At 55.4% G+C, this 26,344-nt stretch carries 22 protein-coding genes, 1 tRNA gene and 1 pseudogene; 15 read left to right on the top strand and 9 right to left on the bottom strand.

What is annotated here, in order from left to right:
* The first annotated feature begins 85 nt into the window (after positions 1-85).
* Genes J3P88_RS11910 through J3P88_RS11895 form a run of 4 tightly spaced genes read left to right on the top strand, consistent with a single transcriptional unit; the run spans position 86 to position 4,300 of the window.
* Positions 86-1,042: a TIGR03756 family integrating conjugative element protein gene (locus tag J3P88_RS11910; RefSeq protein ID WP_434575385.1), complete on the top strand. Its 957-nt coding sequence runs from the start codon at positions 86-88 to the stop codon at positions 1,040-1,042.
* A complete protein-coding gene (locus J3P88_RS11905) occupies positions 1,039-2,421 on the top strand; it encodes an integrating conjugative element protein (RefSeq protein WP_434575383.1) in 1,383 nt (460 codons plus the stop codon). The genes J3P88_RS11910 and J3P88_RS11905 overlap by 4 nt, the downstream gene beginning before the upstream one ends.
* Positions 2,422-2,424: 3 nt before the next feature.
* Complete coding sequence (locus tag J3P88_RS11900) at positions 2,425-2,733, top strand: hypothetical protein (RefSeq protein WP_434575382.1); 309 nt, start codon at positions 2,425-2,427, stop codon at positions 2,731-2,733.
* A 10-nt stretch (positions 2,734-2,743) separates the two neighbouring features.
* Positions 2,744-4,300 (top strand): conjugal transfer protein TraG N-terminal domain-containing protein, encoded by a 1,557-nt coding sequence (locus J3P88_RS11895; protein WP_434575380.1) that lies wholly within the window; start codon positions 2,744-2,746, stop codon positions 4,298-4,300.
* Between the two features lie 9 nt (positions 4,301-4,309).
* Here the strand turns inward: J3P88_RS11895 and J3P88_RS11890 are convergent, their stop codons facing one another.
* Positions 4,310-4,675 (bottom strand): DUF3742 family protein, encoded by a 366-nt coding sequence (locus tag J3P88_RS11890; protein ID WP_434575378.1) that lies wholly within the window; start codon positions 4,673-4,675, stop codon positions 4,310-4,312.
* Positions 4,676-5,127: 452 nt separating this feature from the next.
* Between J3P88_RS11890 and J3P88_RS11885 the strand changes: the two genes are divergently transcribed.
* On the top strand, positions 5,128-5,457 hold the full coding sequence (locus J3P88_RS11885; protein ID WP_434575376.1) for a hypothetical protein: 330 nt from the start codon (positions 5,128-5,130) through the stop codon (positions 5,455-5,457).
* Positions 5,458-5,590: 133 nt separating this feature from the next.
* The gene (locus J3P88_RS11880; RefSeq protein ID WP_434575374.1) at positions 5,591-6,532 is read left to right on the top strand and encodes an ArdC family protein; all 942 of its coding nucleotides are present in this window, start codon (positions 5,591-5,593) and stop codon (positions 6,530-6,532) included.
* A 154-nt stretch (positions 6,533-6,686) separates the two neighbouring features.
* On the opposite strand, the gene J3P88_RS11875 is transcribed toward J3P88_RS11880, so the two are convergent.
* Positions 6,687-6,881 (bottom strand): DUF7740 domain-containing protein, encoded by a 195-nt coding sequence (locus J3P88_RS11875; protein WP_027912535.1) that lies wholly within the window; start codon positions 6,879-6,881, stop codon positions 6,687-6,689.
* Between the two features lie 231 nt (positions 6,882-7,112).
* On the opposite strand from J3P88_RS11875, the gene mobH reads away from it, so the two are divergent.
* From mobH to J3P88_RS11840, 7 genes and pseudogenes are all read left to right on the top strand, one after another.
* A complete protein-coding gene (gene mobH / locus J3P88_RS11870) occupies positions 7,113-8,837 on the top strand; it encodes a MobH family relaxase (protein WP_434576416.1) in 1,725 nt (574 codons plus the stop codon).
* 385 nt (positions 8,838-9,222) lie between these two features.
* A complete protein-coding gene (locus tag J3P88_RS11865) occupies positions 9,223-10,914 on the top strand; it encodes a hypothetical protein (protein WP_434575372.1) in 1,692 nt (563 codons plus the stop codon).
* Positions 10,915-11,560: 646 nt separating this feature from the next.
* Positions 11,561-12,741, top strand: a protein-coding gene (locus tag J3P88_RS11860) for an IS3 family transposase (RefSeq protein WP_434575369.1) whose coding sequence is annotated in 2 segments (ribosomal slippage) — positions 11,561-11,828 and positions 11,828-12,741 — 1,182 coding nt in all. Because the reading frame shifts where the segments join, the coding sequence is not laid out codon by codon here.
* A gap of 217 nt (positions 12,742-12,958) precedes the next feature.
* Positions 12,959-13,155 (top strand): annotated as a pseudogene (locus tag J3P88_RS11855) (hypothetical protein); the annotation flags it as partial.
* A 142-nt stretch (positions 13,156-13,297) separates the two neighbouring features.
* Entirely contained in the window at positions 13,298-14,299 is a 1,002-nt protein-coding gene (locus J3P88_RS11850) for a hypothetical protein (RefSeq protein ID WP_434575368.1), read from the top strand.
* Positions 14,300-14,494: 195 nt separating this feature from the next.
* Positions 14,495-15,415 (top strand): hypothetical protein, encoded by a 921-nt coding sequence (locus J3P88_RS11845; RefSeq protein ID WP_434575367.1) that lies wholly within the window; start codon positions 14,495-14,497, stop codon positions 15,413-15,415.
* Between the two features lie 455 nt (positions 15,416-15,870).
* Positions 15,871-17,193, top strand: coding sequence for a hypothetical protein (locus J3P88_RS11840; RefSeq protein WP_434575366.1), 1,323 nt, complete (start codon positions 15,871-15,873; stop codon positions 17,191-17,193).
* A 731-nt stretch (positions 17,194-17,924) separates the two neighbouring features.
* On the opposite strand, the gene J3P88_RS11835 is transcribed toward J3P88_RS11840, so the two are convergent.
* The 7 genes from J3P88_RS11835 to J3P88_RS11805 all read right to left on the bottom strand — a co-directional run bounded on the left by J3P88_RS11835 (position 17,925) and on the right by J3P88_RS11805 (position 24,532).
* Positions 17,925-19,766 (bottom strand): tyrosine-type recombinase/integrase, encoded by a 1,842-nt coding sequence (locus tag J3P88_RS11835; protein ID WP_434575364.1) that lies wholly within the window; start codon positions 19,764-19,766, stop codon positions 17,925-17,927.
* A 235-nt stretch (positions 19,767-20,001) separates the two neighbouring features.
* Positions 20,002-20,077, bottom strand: a tRNA-Gly gene (locus J3P88_RS11830).
* Between the two features lie 63 nt (positions 20,078-20,140).
* Entirely contained in the window at positions 20,141-20,701 is a 561-nt protein-coding gene (pgsA, locus tag J3P88_RS11825) for a CDP-diacylglycerol--glycerol-3-phosphate 3-phosphatidyltransferase (protein ID WP_018608070.1), read from the bottom strand.
* A 32-nt stretch (positions 20,702-20,733) separates the two neighbouring features.
* Positions 20,734-22,557, bottom strand: coding sequence for an excinuclease ABC subunit UvrC (gene uvrC / locus J3P88_RS11820; protein ID WP_192263183.1), 1,824 nt, complete (start codon positions 22,555-22,557; stop codon positions 20,734-20,736).
* A gap of 2 nt (positions 22,558-22,559) precedes the next feature.
* Positions 22,560-23,201 carry a response regulator transcription factor GacA gene (gene gacA / locus J3P88_RS11815; RefSeq protein ID WP_003200277.1) on the bottom strand — a complete coding sequence of 214 codons (642 nt, stop codon included), beginning with the start codon at positions 23,199-23,201 and terminating at the stop codon, positions 22,560-22,562.
* Positions 23,202-23,328: 127 nt separating this feature from the next.
* Positions 23,329-23,763: a GNAT family N-acetyltransferase gene (locus J3P88_RS11810; RefSeq protein ID WP_186706175.1), complete on the bottom strand. Its 435-nt coding sequence runs from the start codon at positions 23,761-23,763 to the stop codon at positions 23,329-23,331.
* Between the two features lie 10 nt (positions 23,764-23,773).
* Positions 23,774-24,532 carry a carbon-nitrogen hydrolase family protein gene (locus J3P88_RS11805; protein ID WP_434575361.1) on the bottom strand — a complete coding sequence of 253 codons (759 nt, stop codon included), beginning with the start codon at positions 24,530-24,532 and terminating at the stop codon, positions 23,774-23,776.
* A 416-nt stretch (positions 24,533-24,948) separates the two neighbouring features.
* On the opposite strand from J3P88_RS11805, the gene J3P88_RS11800 reads away from it, so the two are divergent.
* Entirely contained in the window at positions 24,949-25,101 is a 153-nt protein-coding gene (locus tag J3P88_RS11800; RefSeq protein WP_003200270.1) for a hypothetical protein, read from the top strand.
* Positions 25,102-25,148: 47 nt separating this feature from the next.
* Positions 25,149-26,210, top strand: a complete 1,062-nt coding sequence (locus tag J3P88_RS11795; protein ID WP_434575359.1) for a 3-deoxy-7-phosphoheptulonate synthase — start codon at positions 25,149-25,151, stop codon at positions 26,208-26,210.
* Positions 26,211-26,344: the final 134 nt, after the last annotated feature.

Here is a 26,344-nt window from a genome sequence, read left to right as displayed (position 1 = left end):
CCGACAGATCCGCCTTCATAATTCCCACTGACATTCTTCAGTTCCTAACCGAACCTGCCCGGGCCATACACCGAGAGCCTGGATCATGCCCGTTGCTTGCTCGTTAATCCCGCCCACAAAGCTACGGCCATTGGCGCTGAGCGTGCTGCTGGCGTGCGGCCCAAGCATGGCGCTGGACACCGGCAGCATTACGTCCTCTGCGCTTTCGCCAAGCTGTCTCGACTACAGGGTCGTCGGTATTTGTTTCTGGCTCCTGTGCACACCCTTCGGCTGCACGGTTAAAACCTCGACCAAGGTTCGTCATTTCATTCCTGAACTGGTGGTCTCGAGCTATGCCACCACCGGTGCCAATCCTTGGACCGAGATGGCAGCACTCTCCTCTCCCATCAGCGGTGCGGAAGGTGGCGGTAACCTGATCACGCCGAACACCCAACGCGATAACCTGCCTCGTTTCAAAAATGTTGATGGCATCGGCCACCCCGGAGGCTGGGCCGCCACGCAACTGGCTTCTCAGTCCGGCTACGCCTGCGCCAGCGGCGCCACTGCGTTCATGCCCTACTACCTGAGCACTCTGGACTCGCTGGCCTGGCGCCTGGGCATACCGGAAAGCCTTTACCCCGAGTCGCTGATACCGGGGGTCCGTGAAATCGGTCATCAGATCGCGGGAAACATGTGGGGCAACGTCTATCCCCGGCAAGGATTTCTGGTACAACCCGACGACTTCAAAGCCGCTGCGGTGATGGCGCAACGGGCGGGTGATGTCATTACCCGCAACTGGCAACCGCACGTGTATGTCCCACTCACGCCCGTACCACACGATGGTTATTGGCCGCCTGACCCAATCGTTGAAAACGACGCTTCGACCCACAAATGGCAATTGCTCTCCCCTTTGGTTCAACCCACATGTGCCATCTTCCCCAGCGATCCGGTGCAGAGCGCGGATGGCGGCTACGCCTGGTCGCTGTGGCGTCCTTATAGCTGCTGCAAGCGTGAGGGACAGACCTTCCTGTTCAGCATTGACTTCGAAGGTGGTGCTTCATGAGTCGGCTTCTTGCAGAACCATGGTTAAGCCCGATGACTTTGTTGTTCTGCGGACTGCTCGCCGTGACCACGCATGCCCACGGCGCCGGGGACGATTACCGTCTAGGCACTCAAGGCGAAGTGCTCGATGACCGGGTGATGTACACCATCGGTGGCGGCTCGGCCGCGGGCTCGCCGAGCTCGCTCTATCGCCCCAACGGACTCGGTGTCGGCGGGTCCTGGCAGGCGAACATGATGTGCGGAAACATGAGCCTCACCAACACCTTGCAAAATCAGTTGAACGGCGTCACCGAAGGCTTCCAGCAGATCATGGGCAGCATCGTGCAGAACGCGACTCAGGCGGTGATGTCGCTGCCAGCGTTGATCATCCAGCGCGCCAATCCCGGCCTCTATGAGTTGTTGAGCAACGGGGTGATGCAGGGCCGTATCGACTTCGACCGTTCCAAACTGACCTGCCAGGCCATGGCCGAGAAGATGGCTGACAAGGTCGGCCAAGCCGGCTGGGGCGCATTGGCCAAGAACCAGGAGATGCAGGGCAACCTCGAACAAACCGGCGGTGATGCGGTGGCCGCGGTGAAAAACACCGAGGCCCGTAACGGCAATAATGGGGTGTCATGGGTCGGCGGGCAGAAGGCTGGAGGTAGCGGACAAACACCCATCCGGGCAACCTCCGATGTGGTGCGCGCGGGCTACAACCTGCTACATAACCGGTCCGTGGATGACAGCGCCTCGATTAGTAACAGTGATTGCCTGGGCGGCGCTATTTGCCAGGCATGGACCTCACCCCAAGAGGAATCCGAATGGGCTGTTCGAGTGTTGGGCGAGACCGAAGTCGCGACCTGCGACACCTGCGAGACTCTACGGGCTACCGCTGGCAGCGGACTGACGCCGCTAATACAGGAGGCCTACAGTGAACACCTCAAGACCCTGCAAGGATTACTGTCCGGTTCTCTTCCGCCTACGCCTGACAATTTGAGCAAAGCCTCCAGCCCGATGCTGCCGGTGACCCGGGGGGTGATCGAAGCCCTGCGCGACGATCCTGATCAGGAAACCCTGGCGCGGCGCCTGGCCAGCGAGACGGCGCTATCCAGCGTGCTCGACAAAGCGCTCCTGCTATTGCGCACTCTGCTGGCAGGCAGCCACGAACCTAACATCGCTTCCGCCGAACCGGCCCAAACGGCCTTGACGAAAAACATCGACACTCTGGAACGCGAAATCCGCCTGCTGCAGACCGAACTGCAGGTTCGGCAGATGCTGGCCACCAACACCGCCAGCCTGGTGCTTGATCGGCATGCCGGAGGCGCCGATGCTTCGCGTACCGTCGAGCAAGGCGACCCTGAGCCGGGCCGACTCAATGATGCTGATGCCAGGCGTAAGTGATCCATGAAACGCTCACCGCTATTCACTCTGCTCTCAGGTCTGGGGATTGCCGCGCTGATGATCCTGACCGCCGCACTAGTGGCCTGGATCGGCCGTACTGCGCTGGGTAGTTTCGAGGCATGGCAGCAGGCAATCGAATCCGTACGACCTTATCTGCGGTGGTGGCGCGCCTTGCTCTACGGCGCCCTCTTTGCGCTCTGGTGGGATCTGCTTCGGCGCTACCGACATCGACCCCAGGGTCGACTACGCGTGAAACGCATCGGGACATTAGGACTCGTGCTCTTTACCTGCGTCGAACTCACCCGACTGTGAGGTCACCACCATGCTCATGAGCACCAACAGCTACCTGGAGTTTTACCTCTCTCTGCTGGCCTGGATCATCAACAACGGCCTCTGGAGTGTCCTGTCCGACACCGGACTGTTCGCCGCCCCCTTCGCCGCGATCATTTTGCAAGAATGGTTATCGGCCCGTCAGCAAGGCGCAGATGAAGGCAACAAGGGATTGCTCTCGGTGCCTCGAATCGAGAACCGACTATGGTTGGCCTACATCATCGTATTGTTCGGCTGCGCGCCGGTCTTTCCATTGAGCCTCACGTCAATGGCGTTCGATGATGCGGCGAGTCAGCGCTGCGGCATCAGTGTGGCCAAACCGACGGAAACCGCCTGGGGGACGACCTTCAATACTATCGGCGAACGCTCCGCCAACGTACCGATCTGGTGGTTTCTGGTACACGCCTTGAGCAAAGGCGTGACCGCGGCGGCCACCGCTTCCATCCCCTGTGCACCGGATATCCGACAGATGCGCATGGAGATCGACAGTTCGCGCATCGACAGTCAGGTCCTGCTGCAGGAAGTCGCCGACTTCACTCGTGACTGCTACGGCTATTCCCGCTCTCGGCTCTTCACCAATCGTCCACAGCTGGACAAGGCGCAAAGTCATGATGCGTCTTGGATCGGCTCAAGCTATTTTCTCGACGCTCCGGGCTACTACGACACCGATCGCTCACGGACACCACGAGTCAGTTGGCCCTACGATGAGACCCGCGATACTTCCTTGCCACGGCTGGAGAATGGCGCGGGCTACCCCACTTGCAAGCAGTGGTGGAGTGATAGCAGTGTTGGGTTGCGCGAGCGCTTGATCCAGCAGGTCGATCCTTCGCTGCTGACTCAACTGAAAGGTTGGCTGACTGGTCGTTCGAGCAACGAGATTGAGGATGCCACCCTACGTGAGCTGGTCAGCCCGCGCCAGCAATCGATGTCCATGTCGCCCGGACAGGTGTACCAGGACTATGGCTCCAGTGCCCGCGGCGGCTCGATCAATCAGGGGCTTAATAACCTGGCCACCAACACCGGGCTGGCCCTCGGGTCCTTCAGCAACTTCCCGGCAATGAATGCATTACGCGCCGCCCTGCCCATGGTGCAGGCGTTCCTGATCATGGGCGTCATCATCAGCTTGCCACTGATCCTACTCGTCAGTACCTACCAGCTAAAGACCGTCATGACGGTGACGTTCGCGCTGTTCACGCTGCACATGCTGACCTTCTGGTGGGAGCTGGCCCGTTGGATCGATTCCAGCATGCTCGATACCTTGTATAACCAAGTGTCGACTTCCAATCAGGTGCTGTTGTCGCTGCCGACATCCGGATTTATGGATGGAACGGTCACGGCGCAGGTGATTGAGTATGTGATGGGGGCAATGTTCATCGTACTGCCGATGGTCTTTCTAGCCGCAATGAGCTGGGCTGGGTATAGCGTAGGTTCAGGTGTAGAAGGAATGCTCAGCCGGGGAACCCAGGCTGCGCAGACAGCGAGTTCTAACGGGACCTCTCAGTTGATGAGCGGAGCAAGAATAGTTTCAGGTAAATCGGGCTCAAAATAACCAGGGAGGTTACTTCAGTGAACCCCATTTATCGTACCGCTCAGGCCAAGACGCTCTGTGAATTGGATCATCGATATCATCAATATCTGGAGTGTCTGAATCTTGAACTGGGATAGCCGCTAATGCGACGAATGTGCACACCAGCAGAAACAACCAAAAGCTAACAAAAAGAAGTGCACCGAACAGGGCCACCTGGGCAAGCAGAAAGATCCCGCGAACGAGTAAATTACCCGCAGGCAAACCTGCCGTCACTGCACGCTTGGCCACACGAGACTCAAACCCTTTCAACCTGCGATAACCACGTTTGGCGAACATACCGCATGCATATGCCCAGCGGTGTGCGCGGGAAATTTGAACTGGCTGCTGAGCCGGCATGATTGGGCCCTCTTCTGAGCGTGTTCCTGTGGAAATTGAGACTACAGCCTACTACTGAAAATCGCCCATGCTTAACCGTTTATCAGCTTGCTCGGTCAAAAAACTCTTCACTGGAAGACAGAAGACGCAACTCGTGCACCAGCGCCTCTATGGCCGTTGACCCATCCATATCATCCAGCTACATAGAGGGTACGGATCGCTGTTATCGACAGCACCTTCCCAGGTAGCCAGAGCCTTCAAAGCTACGTCACTCCGGTGATGGTTCCCCCCAAGTGCGATTAGCGTTCGGTGGCTCGCACGATCACGTTTCACGGGTGATGAACGCCTACTGCTCTTCCGAGCTTCTTTCGAGCTCGGCTCGTCCCAAACCCTCTTGTTTTTCTTCAACCCACTGCGGGGAAATTCTTTCCCCTATGGGACAGGTTTCTTCGCGCTATCAACGGAGGCACACCATGTCCGACTCACTCACAAGCAAAGCACTGAACACTCTGCGCTTGCCCGTTGTGTTCACTCCAGACGCGTGGCAACACGCAGTATTGCTCGATGGTTCAAGTCATCCTGAAAAGCTGCAGCTCGATAGGCTGAGCAACGTCGTACGCGCAGCCTTCAAAGCTCACCTGGCCGATCCAAACACACCCTACGTGGTGTTCGAGGTAGCCAAAGTTGCCTCAGCGAGTGATGCAACTCAAGAACCGTTGCTGCAACTGAGCCTCAGCCTGCTTCAGGCACCGGGCCAACCTGATGCCTTACTGATAGCGCTTGCGGAAGAGCTTCAACGCTAACGCATACGGCTATACCCGGCCACAGATCCATACTCAGACTGTGCGCAGTCATGCATCAATCCAACTCAACACCCACCGGGGAACCCTCCCCAACGGGTAAGGCGTTCCTCCGTTTTCTCTCGAGGAAAATGCCATGCGCAATATCTACCAAGACGTGACAAACAAGATCGTTACCGCGTTAGACCAAGGCGTAGCGCCCTGGATCAAGCCCTGGTCCTCAAGTGGCTCAGCCGACGTCGGTCATCACCAACCCTATCCCATCAACGCCATCACCCAGCGTCCCTATTCGGGCATCAATTTACCGCTGCTCTGGACCGAGGCTAGGTTGCAGGGGTTCACTCAAGATCGTTGGCTCACCTTCAACCAAGCCAAAAAAGCCGGCGGGCACATCCGTAAGGGTGAACACAGCACCCTGGCCGTGCTCTACAAACCGATGGAGCGCGAGGAACAGACCGAATCAGGCCAACCCGTACTTGATGAGAACGGTCAGCCCAAGGTCGCTCACTTTGGCATTCTCAGGACGCATTTTCTGTTCAGCATCGAGCAAACGGAGGGGCTCGAAACACTCAACGAAACGGTGCTCGAGATGGAGTCGAGCGATCCCTTCTTCCCCAACAGTGCTGCCGAAAGCCTGTTACTGAGTTCGGGCGCGAATATCATTCATCGATTTGCCGACGAAGCCTTTTACCACCCGATCAGGGATCTCATCCAACTGCCAACAAAATCGCAATTCCACGATCAAGGAGGATACTACGCCACTGCACTTCACGAGCTGACGCACTGGACCGGACACCACTCTCGCTTGCAGCGCGAAGGCGTGACCTCTCCGTGTCCATTTGGCTCGCCAGGCTATGCATTTGAAGAGTTGATCGCCGAAATGGGCGCCGCTTTTTTATGTGCCTACGCCGGCGTTCAGGGAGAACTGAGGCATGAGGGTTATATCGATTCCTGGCTCAGCCTGCTCAAGGCTGACAATCGCGCGATTTTCCGCGCCAGTGGCCAGGCCCGATGCGCTTCGGAGTATGTGCTCAACCTGGAGCAGCAACGGAAGCAGACGGGAATGGATGACTCGTGATGCATAAACGACGGAGCTTGATCGTCACCTCACCGCTGCACACGCTTCATAGGGTCCAACACGAGTTGGACCCTTTTTCTATGCCCAGAAAATTCCCATACTGCGGAGCTCTGACGCAAAGAACATGAGGTAATCCCGTAACCGCAGTACGCCGTTACGTATCGAGATTTTCCGCCAGGTAATCCACCAGCTCGAGCGGACTTCGGCTGTCGATTACCTTGTAGATCAGATCGCGTTTGCTGCGCGGTAACTTCTTGACCACGCTCTTCGCCGAAGCCCTGACAGCTTCGTCTGTCCCATGGATACGTGCCGCGAGCAGCAGTATGAGCGTGGCGTCAGTGAGGTTCATGGCAAGACCCGATAAAATTCGCACCGCAGTGTACCGACACTTTTCTTTTTCGTACCAGCATGCGCGTCCAACAAAACGGCACCAGGACAAATCGATATTCCGATTGCCGCACAAAGGGAAACGCGTCAAAAGGACCGGTAAGGGTTGGAAGGGAATGGGGAGTCAAGGGTAAGAGCCCTATCCGAAAAGGCTAAAAGGCCACTGACTCTGGCACTTCCCGGGAGGACCATGATGCTCAGTCTGTTTCGGCACAAAAGGCAAAAGCCTCCTCCGCCACCGACCGTAAACGTCGCCGATGGGTACCTGCCCATCGAATCGTCCCAAAGCTTGTTAGCAGCCGAGCATCGCCGCCAGTTGCTTGATCGCATTTGGCAGTACACCGCCCTCTCCCATCCGCAATTCAGCCAGCTCTATTTAAATCCGATCCATCGCTACGCCGAACTGGTCCAGCAGCTTCCAGCCAGCGAGACGCACCACCATGCTTATCTCGGCGGCATGCTAGATCATGGGTTGGAGCTGGTCGCTTGTAGTTTGAAATTCCGTCAGTCGTATCTGCTTCCCACCGGCGCCGCACCCGAAGACCAAGCAGCCCAGACCGACGCTTGGTCCGCTGGCATCGCCTATGGCGCGTTGCTCCATGACATCGGCAAGATTGCCGTGGACCTGCTGGTCGAACGCCAGGATGGCCGTGTTTGGCATCCTTGGCAGGGTCCCCTGGATCAGCCGTATCGTTTCCGCTATCTCAAGGGGCGCGACTACCACTTGCACGGCGCGGCCGCAGGCTTGCTCTACAACCAGATTCTCGACCGGCCAATCCTCGATTGGCTTAGTGGATTTCCGCCACTGTGGGCCAGTCTGCTGTACGTCTTGGCAGGCCAGTACGAACGCGCCGGCGTGCTCGGCGAATTAGTGATGCAGGCCGACCGCGTCTCCACCGCACAGAACATCGGTGGAAACCCGAGCAAGGCGCTGCAAGCACCGATTCATTCGCTGCAACATCACTTGATCAGCGGACTGCGTCATCTGGTTCAACACGAGCTGAAACTCAACCAGCCAGGTGCCGCAGGATGGTTGACCCAAGACGCACTTTGGTTGGTCAGTAAGACAGTCACAGACAAGCTGCGAGCCTATTTGCTGTCGCAATCGATTGAGGGCATTCCCTCGCCCAACCTCGCGGTGTTCGACGAGCTGCAGTCGCATGGATTGGTTGAGTCCACGCCGGAAGGCAAAGCCATCTGGACCGCGCTTGTAGCACAAGGAAACTGGCAGCAGAGCTTTACCTTTCTGCGCCTTCAACCGGCACTGATTTGGGGGAACGAAGACCGGCCCGAGGCTTTCAGCGGAACGGTGAGTATTGCAGCTCATGAGCACTTAACTACTCCCCCGGCACCAACACCAGCTCCCGAGACAGTCAGCGCAGGATCAGGTCAAAGCCAACCGCAGCCGGATCCCATGGCGCTAGAGGATGCCGATTACCTCGGTACGCTGCTGGACATGTTCGAATTGGAAGAGCCCGAGGCCAAAGACGCACTGTCAAAAAGTGCTGTCGAAACTTCAACGCTTCAATCGGATAACCCAGGCCAGGCATTCCTGAGTTGGGTCAAGGAAGGCATTCTGAGCCACAAACTGATCATCAACGACAGCAAGGCCAAAATCCATACGGTGAGCGGTACTGTGTTCCTGGTCACGCCTGGCATTTTTCAGCGCTATGTTCAAGAATTTCCGGGCATCTCAATGGGTGCCGATGACGAAGGTGAAGAATGGCGTTGGGTGCAGAAGCAGTTCGAGAAACTGAAAGTCCACAGCAAGCGTGAAAATGGTTTGAATATCTGGACGTGCCAAATCGAAGGTCCCCGGAAGAGAGCGACACTCAAAGGCTATTTACTTGAAGAATCAAAACTGTTGTTCGAATCGATACCATCCGATAATCCCTTCCTTAAAATCGAAAAATCTTAAATTTCGGTAGCGACCCATTTGATTGGGATCGAAACGCAGTTGCTCCCCACTCAGCTACCCATCCCTGGGGACGCATCGTCACCAATGATGGATTGGAACTGCTAATCCTGTAGGCCTTGCATTCCTTGCCCTACAGAGCAGACCTGGAAGCTGCGTACCACTTTTGTACCAACTTTACTTCCACACATTGATGCCCGGCCCCGCACGCCAGGCGGCAATCGGCCCAAAGCTGCGTCTCAAATTAGTGCCGTATCAGTGTATCCGGTCGCGATCTCATGGTCATTTTCGTCCAAGGAAAACCAATAACCACTATACTTAGCCGATTAAATCTCGAGGCTCCGGAGCGTTCTACTACGCATACCAAGCAAGGCCACGGAAGGACATCATGGGGGCGTTTATGAGTGGCATGAAACCCAAAGGAAAGAAGCCTGCCGAGGCATCGAAACAGGTCACCCATGAACGTCACGATTTTCTCCAGTCAACCGTTCGACGCTTGCGGGATTGCGCGGGAAATGTCTGTTCGTTTCCCGATTGCCATGTGCATACGCACGGCGCGGCGTTCACTGGTGATAAGGCTGTGGGAGTCGGGGTGGCATGCCATATCAAAGCGGCTGCGCCAGGTGGTCCACGCTACGACTTCGAACAGACCAAGAACGAGCGTCGTCACATAAACAATGGAATCTGGATGTGTCAGACGCATTCAAAGCTTGTCGACGCTGACGACTCGGCTTACAGCGTTGCAACTTTGCTCGAATGGAAGCAAAAGGCGGAGGCGCGATCCAATCACCTTATCAACCAGAAGAGCTTCACCGAAGGTGAAGTCAAAGCCGCTGTTGAAGAGGGTACTGTTTCAATGTTGCAGCGCTGGGTGAACAAGTCTAGCGACCCCTTCAATACCCCCTTAGCCGAAATTATGCAGGGGTATGAGTCCGGACTGGAAGCGCTCGACCCGCGATTCAAGGTACAGGTCGACAAGGTCGGCGGTAGCTTCAATCATATCATCAGCGCCGCACAGGATACGGTCAGCCTACAGCTCATCCTCCAAGGTCTAGATCAGCTGGAGGGCTACTGGGAGGCGGAAAGAGCATTGTTTGAAGAAGGGCGGGAGCTGCAGATCCCCGAAGCGCATTTTAAGCTTGAAGGCTCGAAACTGTTCGATGCTATCCACCAGCGGGCTCATCGACCAGGCCCGGGCTTGCTTACAATGGGGGCGCCGAAGCGAGCGATGACCGCCAATCTTTACTTCCGTACCCCGGAAGGGCATGAGCGCGCAATTGATACTTTCACGTGCTACTACACCTCGGGTAGCGTGCGCACGGTTTTTAACGGGATGGCGTTGGGAGGCTTCCTTTCTGTTAAAGCTTCATGCGCCCATGACGGGCGGGATACGAAGTTCGATCTTACCTTCAGTGCCGAGGCTTGGCTCGGCAAGAATATCCTCGATCTACCAGGTTTTGCCAGACTATCGAAGGCTACACAAAACCTCGAAAAGGGGCGTCTAGTTGTTGAAATTGAGGTCGGAAACAACGTCGCTTCCTTTGACACTAAATCCAGCCCGATCAATGAGGAATATCATGCTCAGTTGCGTTGGTTGATCGAGTATCTGGATTATGCTCGCAAGGTAGCAGAGCAATGCAGTGATCATGTCATCCTGAAGTCTATCGACTTTGACCACGAGGTTTATACGGCTCTTCGAAAGTACGTCAAATTGCTCGCTGGGCCAGTGGTAACTACCCGCGAACCGGGATGGTTTTGCGGCGGTTCGTTCACCTCTCACGATGTGTGCGAGCTTCCAAGTTTCGTGTCAACTGCCTCCGATCCTATAATCAAGCTTGCTCAGAAGGACACTATGACCTTTGAATTGTTTGGACAGGCAATTACGGCTCCACGTGTCGAGACGATTTATACCGATGTAGAGTTCTCATTGTTCAGTGATCTGGATGCCCGTGAGACCCCCAAGATAAGGTTTTATACGACTGATAAATCAACCATTACGACACAACTGCAAGCGGGAGATTCTTGGGTAGTTCACACAGACCCAAGCGTGCTTGGTGAACCGTTCCCATCTAGCAACTGAGTGGAGCAAACCGGCCTTCCGAATCGATATTACAATCTCGTTCTTATGTGAGCCTTGTAAACGGGACCAGTTATAAACCGCAGCTTGAATTGCACCCATACTCGTAGAAATATTCGTTAGGCCGCTATTGGACGATATCTGCCAACCGTACGCGAAATTACGAGCTTTATCGGTGACGGATCGGACTGATATCTCTTTTACCTCCCGCAAATAACGACCCAAGCGCCTCGCCGCCAAACCGCGTACCAGCTCTGCTTTCCTTCCCCTCTTCATACCCTTTCTGCTGACGGCTTCAGCAAAATTTAAGCATCGGTTATCGGCTCCTATCCTAGCATTGTCCATCGCCGGCTCAAGCGAGTTCTGTGAGAGCTAAAACCGCGTGCATGGAAGGCCGGCCAACCTCCCCGTTTATGCTTCAACCCATTTTCAGGTTGCCCCCTTGGGAAAAGGTAACTTTCTTTTTTGATTTGCAAAAACATAGGAAATTCAAGATATTAATGGAAGTCCACAGAGGTAATAATAGGGTAAGAAAAAGGTTAGAAATTACTTTCAGCCGTAGTAATTTCAGCTATCTATGAAACCTGTAGTGGTCTAATTTCCCCGGGAACCTCGATAGGTGGAGAATGCATCTATCGAGGAGTTTTTCATGACTGGCAAACGCAGGGCATTCGACGACAGCTTCAAGCTACAAGTTGTAAAGATGATCAAGGACCAAGGACTGGCCGTTTCGCAGGTCTGTCGCGACTTGAATATTGGTGAGACCGCCGTTCGGCGCTGGGTACAGCAGTACGAGGCTGAACAGCTGGGAGAGGCCGGAATCGGCAAACCGTTGACGGCTGAGCAACAGCGCATCCGGCAGCTGGAGCAGGAAAACCGTCAGCTCAAGATGGATAACGATGTATTAAAAAAAGCCACCGCCTTCTTTGCCCGCGAGCTGAAGTAACGTATCGCTTGGTTCGGCAGCTGCAACAGAAGGCTTATTCGGTGGCGTATGTCTGTCGGCTGCTGGGTATCAGCCGATCCGGTTTCTATGAGGCCAACAAGCGTGCTGAAGCGCCAGCCTCGATTTGTCCCGTGACTGTGCAACTCAAAGCGTCGTTTGCTGCGAGTGGCGGCTGCTATGGCAGTCGCCCGTTACGTAAAGCGTTGCGCGCTAAGGGGATGGAAATAGGCGTTTATAAAATTCGTCGCTTGATGCGCGCTAACGGTCTGCGTTCGGCCTGGAAGCGCAAGTTTGTGCACACGACCGATAGCAACCACGATCTACCGATCGCTGAAAATGTGTTGAATCGCCAATTCGAACCCGAGGCGGTGAACAAGGCTTGGGTGGCGGACATAACCTATATCCGGACCCGTAGCGGCTGGCTGTACCTGGCCGTGGTACTGGACTTGTTCTCACGCAAGATCGTGGGTTGGTCCATGGCCCCGAACATGCCTGCCGAGCTGGTGTGTAGTGCAATGCAACTGGCAGTTGCTCAGCGTCAACCGCCACCTGGCCTGATCGGTCACTCGGATCGCGGTAGCCAGTACGCCAGCGCGAGCTACAGGGCCCTGTTGACAAGAAATAACATGCAGCAAAGCATGAGCCGTAAAGGTAACTGCTGGGACAACTCAGTGATGGAGCGCTTCTTCCTGAGTTTGAAAATGGAGCGGGTATGGCGGCGCGATTACGCCAACCACGCCGAAGCGATACATGACATCACTGAGTACATCGTTGGGTTTTACAACAACGAGCGGCTGCACTCAAAACTGGGATATCTGCCACCGACCGTTTACGAATGGGCAATGGCGGCGAAATCACCTATCGAGGTGTCCGGAATTAGTTGACCACTGCAACCCTTTAAAATCAGTCACTTGCCGAAATATTGCCTCCTCCTTACCAAATATTACCTTCAAAGGTAATACGCCAAAGCCACGTTCTATAAGGGCTGTAGCCCATCTCTCTCCTCGGCTTACCAAAACTACCTTTTCCCCAGCCTCGAACTGAAGACCAGCCCCCTTGGATGCCTGCTATGCTTCCTCATTTCCGAATGGAGTCAGATGCATGGCCAGCGAATATTCCCTTACGGTCATTCTCGAAAAAATGTACGAAAATCAGCTGGGCCTCGAAGCTGCGTTGATGGAACTGATGTTATTAGTCGAGCAGCAGGGGTACGAGGCCGCAGGGGAGAATGCCCGCGTAGCACTTGAGCGAATTGGGGAAAATGCGGGGTTTATCATCAGGGCTTAGCACGATTAAGAAATCTGAAAAAAAAACTAGCTTGTCCATCCCTTTCGATTGCAAATAGCGTCATACGACACGAGTGCCAGAAAGATTCGGATCATTGCTTACCCCAACTGTTAATTTCGATTATCGAACCACTAAATGCGATGGCAGGCATGTATGAAACACTGGACTGAGCCAAACGGGATACTTTTAATTCAAGTTCCAATTGACTGGCAGTACCTTAATTCTGGCCTGAGCGACTATGAGGAGAAGTCTCCCTACAGCTTTCAACCTTATGAAGACTCCATAGGCTGCTTTCAGCTAAGTTGCTATCCGCTCAGTGAACTAGCCCCTAACATCGCGAAAGCCTATCCAAACGGAGTCAAAAAATTAAGCTGGAAGGAGTCTAGGGAAGATGATTCCAATTTCCGCACCCACCTGTTCTTCGGCGCTTTTTATGACCAAGCATTAATTGGTAAATACATCTACGATGCGTGCCTTGAAGGCGACAAGAAGATTGCCGAACAGCTTGCTATCGTGAATCAAATCTTAAACTCGGTTGCGATAGTCCCAGAAAGTGACCGTAAACTTGCTGCTGATCTTGATAAATTTGATCGATTTACAGGCTCTCTTGCGGCGTCATATGATCTTCTGTACACAGCAATAGACGCAGGGACATGCATTGAAATCATTGCTATTACTGCAAATCAAATAGACGCACACTTAAGATTGAGCTTGGTAATTGCAAAGCAGTTGGAGAGCAAAACCGACGACATTGAAACCAAATACCTTTTTCAAGCAGATGGGGAAAAGGGAATAATAGAGAGAAAAATCTTCGAAGACGCCTTAAAACTTCAAGTAATCGACCTAGAGACTTTCGATCATTTAAGTGATCTCTACAACCTGAGAAACCGCGTTATCCACCGATATATTATCTCAGACATTAGAACACGCGACCTCGTAGAGATCGCTGAAAAATATTTGAACGCCTTGGAGAAAACACGTTTAATCCTTCGCGACTTTGAGCAGAAACAGGCGATCGTACCTTATGGGGTGTACGGAACGAAGTTTGGAAAAACCCCTATTATGGAAGAAGCTATAAGGCGATTGCATGCGAGTGCAAATGACAAGCACCTTCTCCAAAAATATAAAAGAAACGTTAGTGATAGAAAAATTTAACAAGTCATCACCGATCACACTGACGGTGATCGGACTCTACGACAACGTGAGCCAGCGCGGAGTCGATCTGGAGAAGTGATCGGCGACGGCTACTCTATTGGATGAGCGGCCATCATCACCAAAACCACTTTTTTCGGGCTCCTCCCGAAAATATAATCCGACGAGCTATGCTGCATTCATTTTCAGGACGATGAGATGAGTACCGACGACGAACATTCCATCACGAACGAAAAACTGGTCGCAGTTCTCAGCCATGCCGTGGCTTACGTTGCAAATGAGGCGGTTGTTATAGGCCAATATGAACGAATCCAGCAAGGGCGATTCACTCAGCTATGGCCTGCGGGTGGTAACAGTGAACACTTTGAAAAACGCATTAATCGCGTCGTAGAGCATTTGGGCGGTCCGCCTGAGCTATATATATTGCGAACAGGCGAAAGTCCCCCTCTTGCTGATGACTACCCGGCAAGCTCAATGCGTGAGGTATTCGACGTATTCCGGCGCGCTCGCAAATCAGTAATACGTGCTCATTTATTCATGACCGGCTCAAAGATGCTGGTCGAGCAACCGGATTTACTGCAAAAGCCTGAAAATCCGGACAACGAAAAATTGTTTAAAAAGCATGCGCAGTCCGCTTTCTGGGAGCATGCAGAGGCGGCGTACATTCGCCTCTTTTCGTTTTGGGATCGAATAGGACAAGTCCTCGATTTCACATTCTTCAACATACGGAAATTCGACCATAACGGCTTTCATGCTGTCATGGATCGCATCCATGCGAACGTGAGGCCGATGAATGATTACCTTTGCAATAGCGGCAGCTGGAAGCGTCTCCGCGCGTTCCAGACGTCAAACAAAGACGACGGCCTACAGTTTCTTCTCCAGCGACGAAACCTTCTTGTGCATAGCCTCCACCTACATCCGCATAAGACCGACGACGATGAGATGTTCAAGTCTCAGTTCAATCACCTGGACGAAGCCCATCGCAAAAAACTGCAGCCACGAGAGCCAGAAGCTGAAGCGGAGCTTTTAGTTGGCCAGCTCAATAAGGCGTCGGCGCTGTTCGAAGACTTTCTGGTGTTGGTCGAATTTTCTCCATCTCGTAAATCCAGTCGTTGGTGAGGACTGAAAAGCACTAATGTCTCGAAAACGCCTGCTAGCTAAGGGTTGCAGGCGTTTCCAACCATCCCAGCACCCCGCCCCTATAGCAATCCAAGTGGGAACCGTTCAAATCCCAAAAACAGACCAAAACTCAAATTTTGAAAGTCTTAGCCCAATTAAACTGGGGACTTCAGCCCTTCCCTTTCTGTGATCACCTCGTGTACCGCTGTGCATCCGCGCTGCATTCCCTTTCAAAATACTGCACCAAATGAAATGGCCCATGGCATGCGCGGCTCCAGGGCCTGGCTGGTCTGAGGGTTTGTTTGCAATACGTCGGATTTGCACAAAAAACAGATACGAAGCCCGTCGGCGGGAGGGGGATAGTGCTTTTTATCTTCTTTCTTGCACGGCTACTTTTTCCTGCCTCGGCATGGCAACGCTGCTCTATAGTCATACACTCATGAAAGGAGTCCGAAATGCCGTTCATTTTTACGCGCGAAGATTTTCTGGCAAAAGCCGGAGTGACGGAGCAGGACTGGGAAAAATCCTGCTTAGACTGGGAGCAGCTACTATCTATTGCAAACCATCACGAGGCAGCGATAGGTGCGCTGACCTTGCATGGCGGAAATTTCGCAAACCGCATTCAAGCGTTCGCTGGAGTTCACTCTGTACGGTGGCGAATTAAGAACACTTACGGTCTGATAAAAAAAATAGTTAGAAAAAATTTAGAAGACAGCCCGAACGAAAAATGGAAAAATATCAATTGCAAGAATTATAGAGAGGTTGTTTCGGATCTAATTGGCGTGCGGGCCCGACACCTTTTACGAGAGGACTGCATTACAATCGACGAGCAACTACGAGCGATTTATGACGTTTATGATGTTACCATCTTCAAAAGAGTGGGAGACCCAGAGCTATCCGAAATCCTCCAGCGCGGGGCTGTAGAAAAAATACATGATATTGGCTATCGATCAATACATTACGGATTAAATTACACAGGAGAAAAAGAACCTATAACGGTCGAATTCCAGGTAAGAACTGTCTTTCAAGAAGGCTGGAGCGAAATTGATCATCAGGTAAGATACCCAGACTTTTCAGAGAACGAGCTCCTTAAATATTTTATTGGCGTATTCAATGGACTAGCTGGCACCGCTGATGATATGGGAACTTTTGTTATAAAATTACATAGCCTAATAAGTGCAACAGAGGCTACCATTCTGGAAAGCGAAGTTGCTCTCGCAGCCAAAGATTCAGACATTGATAAATTGCAGCAAGAAATCGACAAATTAAAGGCCAACGGCACAACGCCAGCAACCTCAATCGAATCACTTCAAAGTAGCGTTGACAAAATAAAGGCGAAGAGCATCAAAGAAAACAACTACGCACTAGCGTCCCGCTTAGTTTCCGACATCTACAAGCCCACCTCTTTTGATATAGAAAAAATCAAGAGCCTAGTGAGTGGCATCTCCACAGACGCAAAACTTATCAACATTATTAATAATATCTCCCAGCCGAACGCCACCCTCAAGAAATTACTTGATGATGTTAATAAGCCCAATGCAGCTCTTGTAGCGGCACTCGAACAGATTAAAGGACCGAACTCAGCAATTACCGCTGCAATGGAGAGCATCAATCGGACGAACTCAGCAATGGCCACTGCTCTAAAGGAGTTCAATCGTTCGAATGCCGCCATTAATAAAGCACTCGAAAAACCTGCCACTTTAATAGATTCTTATAAAAGCATCCTTGACGGTACACAACCCCTGCTTCCAAAAAATGACTCTGATACAGACAAATAGGAGATCCTCATATGAACAGCCACCTATAGAAACGCATAAATCCCCATTTCCGCGCCACCGGTGGGCAAGGGCAACGGCACGCCAGTGAGCGGAGGTAGCGCCGGATCTGGCTCGTCGTCGGGGCAAAGAACCACAACGTCCACGGCGTAGCTCGGGCGAAAGTCGTCGTAAACAAGTCTGGCATACGTCGAGCGAGGGTCACTGGTCGACACATCCTGCTATATCGTCGACGCTATATGGAAGGCGCAAAGCTTCGACAAACTTCAGCATGATGGCGCCCTGAAAGGAAAGAAAAATAAAACAAGGTTGGTGCCAAAGCGCAAGAAGGGCCAAAAACGGCGCGAACTTACACCTGCCTAGATCCAAGACATTCGCGGGGGTAAATGCGGAAGTAATTCTTAGACATGAAAAAACCGAACTGGTTATGGTTCGACCAAATCATTGAAAAATATGGTCGGGACGGAGTGATTCGAACACTAGCTAAAAAACCCGGCACGAAGCCGGGTGATTACCCGCCCCCTCAAAACACAGCCCCCAAATAAGAGGGATGGAGAGCTGACAAGAGAGTGCGGGAGCGGGATGTTGCCAAATGGTGTCTTCCTGCGGAATAGAATCCTCTAGCCGACCAGCTCCGAAACATCAGGCGACGTGTGTAGTCCACGCATTCAGGAGTAGCGCTAGATGGCCCCAAGGAAGCGGCGACATTCGTTATCACGGCACGAGACAGCACTTCAGTTTGAGCCTAGGGCACTGCAAACGATCCGCGCGGTTACATCGAAATTCTCCTTAGTAAGCGCATCTATTGGCGCGCGACCTTTTAATCGCTCATGAGGTTTACAAAGGGCGCCATAAAGCCTCCACGCATCGACATCCGGAAAGCGCGCTAACGCAGCAAGTACCAACTTGTGCCGCAATGGATCAAGCTGCCAATCAGGAATGCGTTGACCGCGATTCCCCAGGCTGAGGGACAGCAGACGCCGGGCCTTGATGTCACGGTTGATCTGATCTCGGGATTTGCCAGCCAATTTAGCAAAAACCAATAAGGGCAAATTATTTGCGGCCTCATAGATGGCAAGCATCTCGGCGCGTTCGCGCTGGATGTCAGACACGTTAGATTGATGCGGTTTTTCACTCGGCACCGAAAGCGGTACGACAGGCGACTGGTGCGACGCGATAAGAGCTGCTTCGTTGCTAACCGAATCCTTGGGCACCGAGACTGTTGTCATTGGAAAGCTGCCGTTGAACTGGATGGAATTTTCGCTCGCGTTTTCGAGCGATGGCAGCGAAGCGGCGCCCTCCAATCGGATGGTAAGCGGAGAGCTTGCTGCCTTTAGATGGCCCTGCCCCCAAAGGTCCAGACGATTCGCCCAGTCCTGCATCATGGTCCGGCGCTGCTCCACGTATTCCGCGTGATTGTAGGCCGCACTCACCTTGTCCGGGTCGGCATGAGAAAGCTGGGCATCCACCCACACCTTCGGATAGCCGATTTCGTTCAGCGCCGTCGAGATCGTCGCCCTCATCCCATGACCCGTGAGTTGATCGGCGTACCCCATCCGACGTAACGCGCCGTTTAGCGTGTTTTCGCTGATGCGCTTGCTCAGGTCGCTTCGATGCGCAAACAAGTAGCGCTGTGCGGGGACAACCTGATCCAGCAAGTGACGCACGATCTCCAGCGCCTGGACCGACAGCGGGACAATGTAGGGTGGTACATTTTGAATCTGCTTACCTGGCTTGCGCATCGCTAGCTGGAGTTGTTTCACCACTTCCGCCGGTATGACCCACAAGCGCTTCTCCAGATCGAACTGGTCGGGTGTCGCCAGCCGCAATTCGCCCGTGCGGACACCGGTCAGCAACAACAACCGAAGGCCAAGCCGAGTTTGACTGGCGCCGCCGTAGTTTCGAAGAGCGGCCATCAATGCCAGGAGCTCGTCCATTCGGAGAAATGGATTGTGCGTAACAGGAGGTTTGGGAAGCGCGACCACATCGAGGTCTGAAGCCGGATTGTGTTCCAGCCCCTCGATTTTCACCAGCGCATAGCGGAACAATTGGTTGAACCAGGTCCGGCATTTTTCGGCAGTCGTTAAGGCCTTGCGCTGTTCGATCCTGCTCAGTAAATCCAGCAGATCGTGACGATTGATATCGTAGATGGACCGTCCGCCCAGGATGGGCAGAACGTCTTTATTGAAGATTCTCAAGATCTGCGAGAGCGTGCTCTGGCGTCCTTCCTTCAGGCTCAGCCTGCGGAAGTCTACCCACTGATTGAACACGGCCTCGAAGGTGTGCTCCGCCGCAAAACGAACAGCACGACGCTGCTGCTTACGGTGCTCATAGGGATTGATGCCTTGGGCGACCAAGGCGCGCGCCTCGTCACGTCGGGCACGGGCTTCTTTAAGGCTGATTTGCGGATAACTACCAAGAGACATGCGTTTCTGCACGCCCGCCCAGTAATATCTGAAACGCCAGATTTTCCCGCCGCGTGCGGTCACGTTGAGCGCGAGCCCATCCGTGTCGCCTATCGTGTAGTCATTGCCGGTGATTCGGGCTTGCCGAACGGTCGTATCCGAGAGTGCCATAGCGAGCTCCTGAACAGAGTCAGGGCCAGATGCTCGTCTCGCTATCCAAGCAGCTCCAGCAAAAAACCGATTCAGTGCACATCCAAATCCAAGATCCTCATTCGGGACTTAAATCGGGACTTAAAAGCACTGGATGGAGCTGGATTTCAGTGGTTCCCGCTGGAACGAAAAAAGGGCCTAAAGGCCCTTATTTCAATCACTTACAGAATTCAGTGGAACTCTGTAGCGCAATATTTGGAGCGGGAAACGAGACTCGAACTCGCGACCCCGACCTTGGCAAGGTCGTGCTCTACCAACTGAGCTATTCCCGCGTCTTGGTGTGGCGCATTCTATAGATTCAAATTACGCCGTCAACCCTTTGATTCAAAAAAGTTTTATTTCGGCTCAACATCCGTCCGCAGATGCGGCCAGGCGGCGCGCAGGTATTGGACCATCGACCACAGCGTAAGCCCTGCGGAAACCAGCAACAGCGCATAGCCCAACAGCACCCAGAAACTGAAATCCGAAGGGTTGGCCAGCAGGATCACCAGGGCGAGCATCTGCGCGGCGGTTTTCCATTTGCCGAGGTTCGACACCGCGACCTGGGCGCGGGCGCCCAGCTCGGCCATCCATTCACGGAGCGCCGAGACGACGATTTCGCGGCCGATGATCACCGCCGCCGGCAAGGTCAGCCAGAGGTTGCCGTGCTCTTGCACCAGCAGCACCAGGGCCACCGCGACCATCAGCTTGTCGGCCACCGGGTCGAGGAAGGCACCGAACGGCGTGCTCTGCTCGAGGCGTCGGGCCAGGTAACCGTCCAACCAGTCCGTCGCGGCGGCGAAGGCAAAGACCGAGGCGGAGGCCACGTAGCTCCAGTGGTACGGCAAATAGAACAGCAAAATGAAGATCGGAATGAGCAGGACGCGTAGAACGGTAATCAGATTTGGGATATTCATCGGCACAACTGGCTGCGAGGTTGACGGGCATTCTACTCGCTGTGCAGGTTTGCATAAATCGACTCAGCGAGCTTTTTACTGATACCGGGTGCTTTGGCTATCTCCTCGATGCTGGCACGAGACAGTTCCTGCAATCCACCAAAATGTTTCAACAAGTCGCGACGGCGCGTCGGGCCGACGCCTGCCACACCTTCCAGTGTAGACGTACGGCGCGTCTTGCCGCGACGGGCACGGTGTCCGGTGATGGCGAAACGGTGGGCTTCGTCGCGGATCTGCTGGATCAGGTGCAGCGCCGGCGAATCGCCCTTGAGGGTGAATTCATGGGCGGCATCGTTCAGGTACAAGGTCTCGAAACCGGCCTTGCGCGTCGCGCCCTTGGCCACGCCCAGCAGGATCAGGTCGGGGACCATCAGCTCATTGAGCACATCGCGGGCCATGGACAACTGGCCCTTGCCGCCGTCCACCAGAAGGATGTCCGGCAACTTGCCCTCCCCGTCCTTGAGCTTGCCGAAGCGGCGCATCAATGCCTGGTGCATCGCCGCGTAGTCATCGCCGGGCGTGACGCCTTCGATGTTGTAGCGGCGGTAATCGGACTTGATCGGGCCTTCCGGACCGAAGACCACGCAGGACGCCACGGTCGCCTCGCCACTGGAATGGCTGATGTCGTAGCACTCCAGTCGCTGCGGCGGCTCGTCCAGGTTGAGGACATCGGCGAGGGCATCGAACCGCGCCGCCACGTGTTGCCGGTTGGCCAGGCGCGCGCCCAAGGCCTGCTCGGCGTTGGTCACCGCCAGTTGCTGCCAACGGGCACGGGTGCCGCGAACACGGTGGCTGATGGTCAGTTCACGACCGCGAAGCTTGTCGATGGCTTCGATCAGGGCCGGGAAATCCTCATGGACCACATTGACGATCAACTCGGCAGGCAAGTCGCGTTCCGGACTGCTGATGTAGTACTGGCCCAGGAAAGCGGCCATGACCTCGGCCACGTCTTCCTCGATACCCACTTGCGGGAAGAAGTTCTTGCTGCCCAGCACGCGACCGCCCCGCACGCTGATCAAATGCACGCAGGCGCCGCCCGGGTTGATGAACGCGGCGATTACATCAACGTCACCGCTGCCACCTTCCATGCTTTGCTGGTCCTGCACGCGGCGCAGCAGGCCGATCTGGTCCCGCAGTTCGGCGGCCCGTTCGAATTCAAGGTTCACCGCCGCGTCCTCCATGGCCGCCGACAGTTCATCGGTCAGCGCATTGCTGCGGCCTTCCAGGAACATCACCGAGTGACGCACGTCCTCGGCGTAGACCTGCGGCTCGACAAACCCCACACAAGGCGCCTTGCAGCGCTTGATCTGGTATTGCAGGCAGGGCCGGGTGCGGTTCTTGTAGTAGCTGTCTTCACACTGGCGAACGAAAAACGTCTTCTGCAACAGGCTGAGGCTTTCACGAATCGCCCCGGCGCTGGGATACGGGCCGAAATAGCGACCCTTGGCCTTTTTTGCGCCTCGATGAATGCTCAGGCGCGGAAAGGCCCCGTCGGACAGAAACACGTAGGGGTAGGATTTGTCGTCCCGCAGCAGGATGTTGTACGGCGGGCGCCATTCCTTGATCAGCGTCTGCTCGAGCAGCAGCGCCTCGGTTTCATTGGCGGTGATCGTCGTTTCGATTTGCGCGATGCGCCCCACCAGGGCGGAGGTCTTCGGCGCGAGGCCGGTCTTGCGAAAGTAACTGGCCAGGCGCTTCTTGAGGTTCTTGGCCTTGCCGACGTAAAGCAGGCGCGCCTCGCTGTCGAACATGCGGTACACGCCGGGGCGACCGCTGCAAGTGGAGAGGAACGCACTGGGATCAAACAATTCAGTCATGTTCAGGCGCTGGCATCGACCATGCCGTGGCGCACCGCCAACAGTGTCAATTCGACATCACTGCTGATCGAAAGCTTCTCGAAGATACGGTAACGGTAGGTGTTGACGGTTTTAGGCGACAGGCACAGCTTGTCGGAGATGATCTGCACCTTCTGGCAACCGACAATCATCAGGGCAATCTGGATTTCCCGCTCCGACAGTGCGTCGAAGGGCGAGTCGTTGGTTGGCTGGAACGACTTGATCGCCAATTGCTGGGCGATTTGCGGGCTGATGTAGCGCTGCCCGGCGAAAACCAGACGAATGGCCTGGACCATCTCGTTCAAGCCAGCACCCTTGGTGAGGTAACCCGCCGCGCCCGCCTGCAACAGCCGGGTGGGGAATGGGTCCTCTTCACAGACGGTCACTGCGACCACCTTGATGTCCGGGTGACTGCGCAGCAGCTTGCGCGTGGCTTCCAGGCCGCCGATGCCGGGCATCTTGACGTCCATCAGCACCACGTCGGGCTTCAATTCACGCGCCTTGATCAGGGACTCTTCCCCGGATTCAGCCTGGCCAACTACCTGCAGGCCATCGATGTCAGCCAGCATTCGTGTAATGCCCGTACGGACGAGATCATGGTCATCGACCACTAACACCCTAATCAAGCAGACACCTCACGATTTGGTCTTATTTGGGTTGCACGACACCTTAGCAAAAAAGCATCCCGCAGACCTAGCGCAAAGGGACAGATAAAAGTTACAACGCATCTTTATCGCCACGGTATCCGAGGCTTCAAGCACCGGCGTCTCGCTGCATCCTGAGGAAACACTCGTCCTCGCCGACGACCCGCAGGCCCATGCGTTCGTACAACGCCCTGGCCGGATTATCCTTGAATACGGTCAGGCGCAGCGCCGGCCGACGCTCCAACCCCACCAAGTCCCAAACCTGTCCGATCGCCCAGGTCCCGGCGCCCTGTCCGCGAAACGCCTGGTCTATCTGCAATTCGCGAATGTACAACGCCCGGGCATCACGGCTGAGGCTGACAAACCCCAGCGCCTGGCCTGCCCGGCTGATTATCCAGTTCTGCCGAATGATCCAGGCCAGGTCGAACGCTTCGTCCTGCCAGAGCAAATCATGCCTGAGGTAATAAGCAAGCATGTTGTCGCAGGTCAGTTGCCGGGCGAAGTCGATATCCCCGTTCGTTGCGGCACGCCATTCGAAACTCATGAATACCTCGTTAAAGCACTGCCACCGGCATGGCTTGCCCGGCCCAGCCGTTGGCGCCGCGGCGAGCGATCACCAACCACTCACCGGTGCCCGGTGCTGCCACGAGCAGCGAACCGTCCGGGCCCCAAATGGCGCTGCGGCCAGCCGATTCCCAACCGCCCGTGACGCCGCCATGATTCGCCATCAGCACGGTCATGGTGTGATGCCGGGCATAGCCTTGCAACAAGGTCGTATCCGGCACGTAGCCACCCTCGGTGATCAACACCCCCGCGGCATACAGCGTCGCGCCCTGCCCGGCTGCCGCGGCCGCATGGTTGGCGTGGGAGAAATCAGCACACACCGCCAGCGCGATGCGATCCTGCCCCATCGTCAGCATCGAGCCACCATGGCCCGGGGCGAAGGCGACTTCTTCCCCCGGGTGCAGGTGCTGCTTGCTGTACACCCCGAGGGAACCGTCGGCGCCGAGCACCAGCGCGCCGATCAACACCGGGCCGTCCGCCGACAGCCGAATCGGCATGCCCACCATGGTGGTCAGACCGAGCGCTTGCGCCAAATCACGCAGCGGTTGCAATACGGCATCCTCCGGCAGGACCGCCAGATCTGCCGCCAGGCCACGTTCGTAACCGGTGAGCGACAACTCAGGAAAGACCAGCAACTGCACCCCCTGTTCAGCGGCGGCTTGCATGAAACGCTGATGGCTGGCGAGATTGGCGCGAGTGTCCCCCGCAATGGAGATCGACTGGGCGGCGGCAAATGTTGGAACGGTCATGGTTCATCCCTGGAAGGCGGTGCAAACCTGAAGTTTGTCATAAAGCCCTGCGGACTCAAGCCAGAGCGAACACTTACATGCCCCCGATAGAATTTTCTGATTGAACCGGCGCCCCGCCCTCTAGTAAGCTCGGGGCCATTCATCGGAGACAGACCATGTTCAACGCCCTCTCACCGCTTAAAACCGCCAGCGCCCCGCGCTCGGTTGCGGCTGCCCGGGCGAACAGCGTTCAAACTCCGGTCAGCTTTTATTTTGGGTATTGGTTTAGCCACTGGCGCGCCTGATACCCAACCGGCGCCCACTTTAAACGGGTCGCCTTCCAGAGTTTTCCAAACCCCCGGTCGGCCTCCCGACCGGGGGTTTTGTTTTTTCAGGCCCCAAACATTTGCAGCATCAGACAACTTGAGGATTGAACCATGAACTACGCCACTTATTACCGTTACGACAGTTTTTCCGCCTGGCGATTTACCAGCCACCGTTCGGGACAGCCTGCCGCCTCCGATCGGTCACCTACCGGTGGCAAGCCTCAATTGCGGGCCAATCCGGCCAATTGTCGAACACCCCACTAGGACCGGCGCGCGGGAACGAACCCGCCACCCGTCCAGGAAGCCAAATCATGAATTCGTCCGTCTCCGCTTTGCCGCTGTCCACGCTCAATCCTGCCAACGAAGCCCTGACCCTGCGTCTGCCCAGTTCGTTGCAACTCAAGCAGCAATTGCCGCTCAGCAGCGCGTTGAGCCACCAAGTGAGCGCCCATCGCCAGGCCATCCGCGCGATCCTCGACGGTGAAGATGCCCGCCTGCTGGTCATCGTCGGCCCCTGCTCGATCCACGATCCGAAATCCGCCCTCGAATACGCCGCCAACCTGGCTCGCCTGGCCCACGAAGTGAGCGACAGCATGCTACTGGTCATGCGCGCCTACATAGAAAAGCCCCGCACGACCGTCGGTTGGAAAGGCCTGGCCTACGACCCTGGCCTGGACGGCAGCGATGACATGGCCGCCGGCCTGACCTTGTCCCGGGCGCTGATGCGCGACGTACTCCAGTTGGGCCTGCCCGTCGCCACCGAACTGCTGCAACCCATGGCCGCCCATTACTTCGATGACCTGCTCAGTTGGGTCGCCATTGGCGCGCGCACCACCGAATCGCAGATCCACCGGGAAATGGCCAGCGGCCTGGGCATGCCGGTAGGGTTCAAGAACGGCACGGACGGCGGAGTCGGCATCGCCTGCGACGCCATGCGCTCTGCCGCCCACCCCCATCGGCATTTCGGCGTCGACAGCCAGGGGCATCCGGCGATCATCCAGACGCCGGGCAACCCCGACACCCACCTGGTGCTGCGCGGCGGCCATCGTGGACCGAACTATGACCGCCAGAGCGTCACGCAGATACACCACGACCTGACCCGCCTGAAAATACCGGCGCGCATCATGGTGGATTGCAGCCACGCCAACAGCGGCAAAGACCCGTTGCGCCAGCCCCAGGTTTTCAATGACGTGCTGGAACAACGACTGCAAGGGAACCGTTCCCTGATCGGCATGATGCTCGAAAGTCACCTGTTCGAAGGCTGCCAGCCGCTGGGCCCGTCGATGCGCTACGGCGTCTCGGTCACCGATGGTTGCCTGGGCTGGGAGTCCACCGAGCAACTATTGCGTGAGGCTCATCGCAAGCTGCAATGACTAATAGGTACTGACTGACCTGACGTCATTCGCGAGCAGGCTCGCTCCCACAGGGCTCGGTGGTGTACAAGGAATTCAGGTACACCACCGCCCCCCCTGTGGGAGCGAGCCTGCTCGCGATAGCGGTATGTCAG

It is taken from the genome of Pseudomonas sp. Z3-6 (genome assembly GCF_051131985.1).
Taxonomy (GTDB): domain Bacteria; phylum Pseudomonadota; class Gammaproteobacteria; order Pseudomonadales; family Pseudomonadaceae; genus Aquipseudomonas; species Aquipseudomonas zanjanensis.
This window is presented reverse-complemented; position numbering and strand designations above follow the sequence as displayed.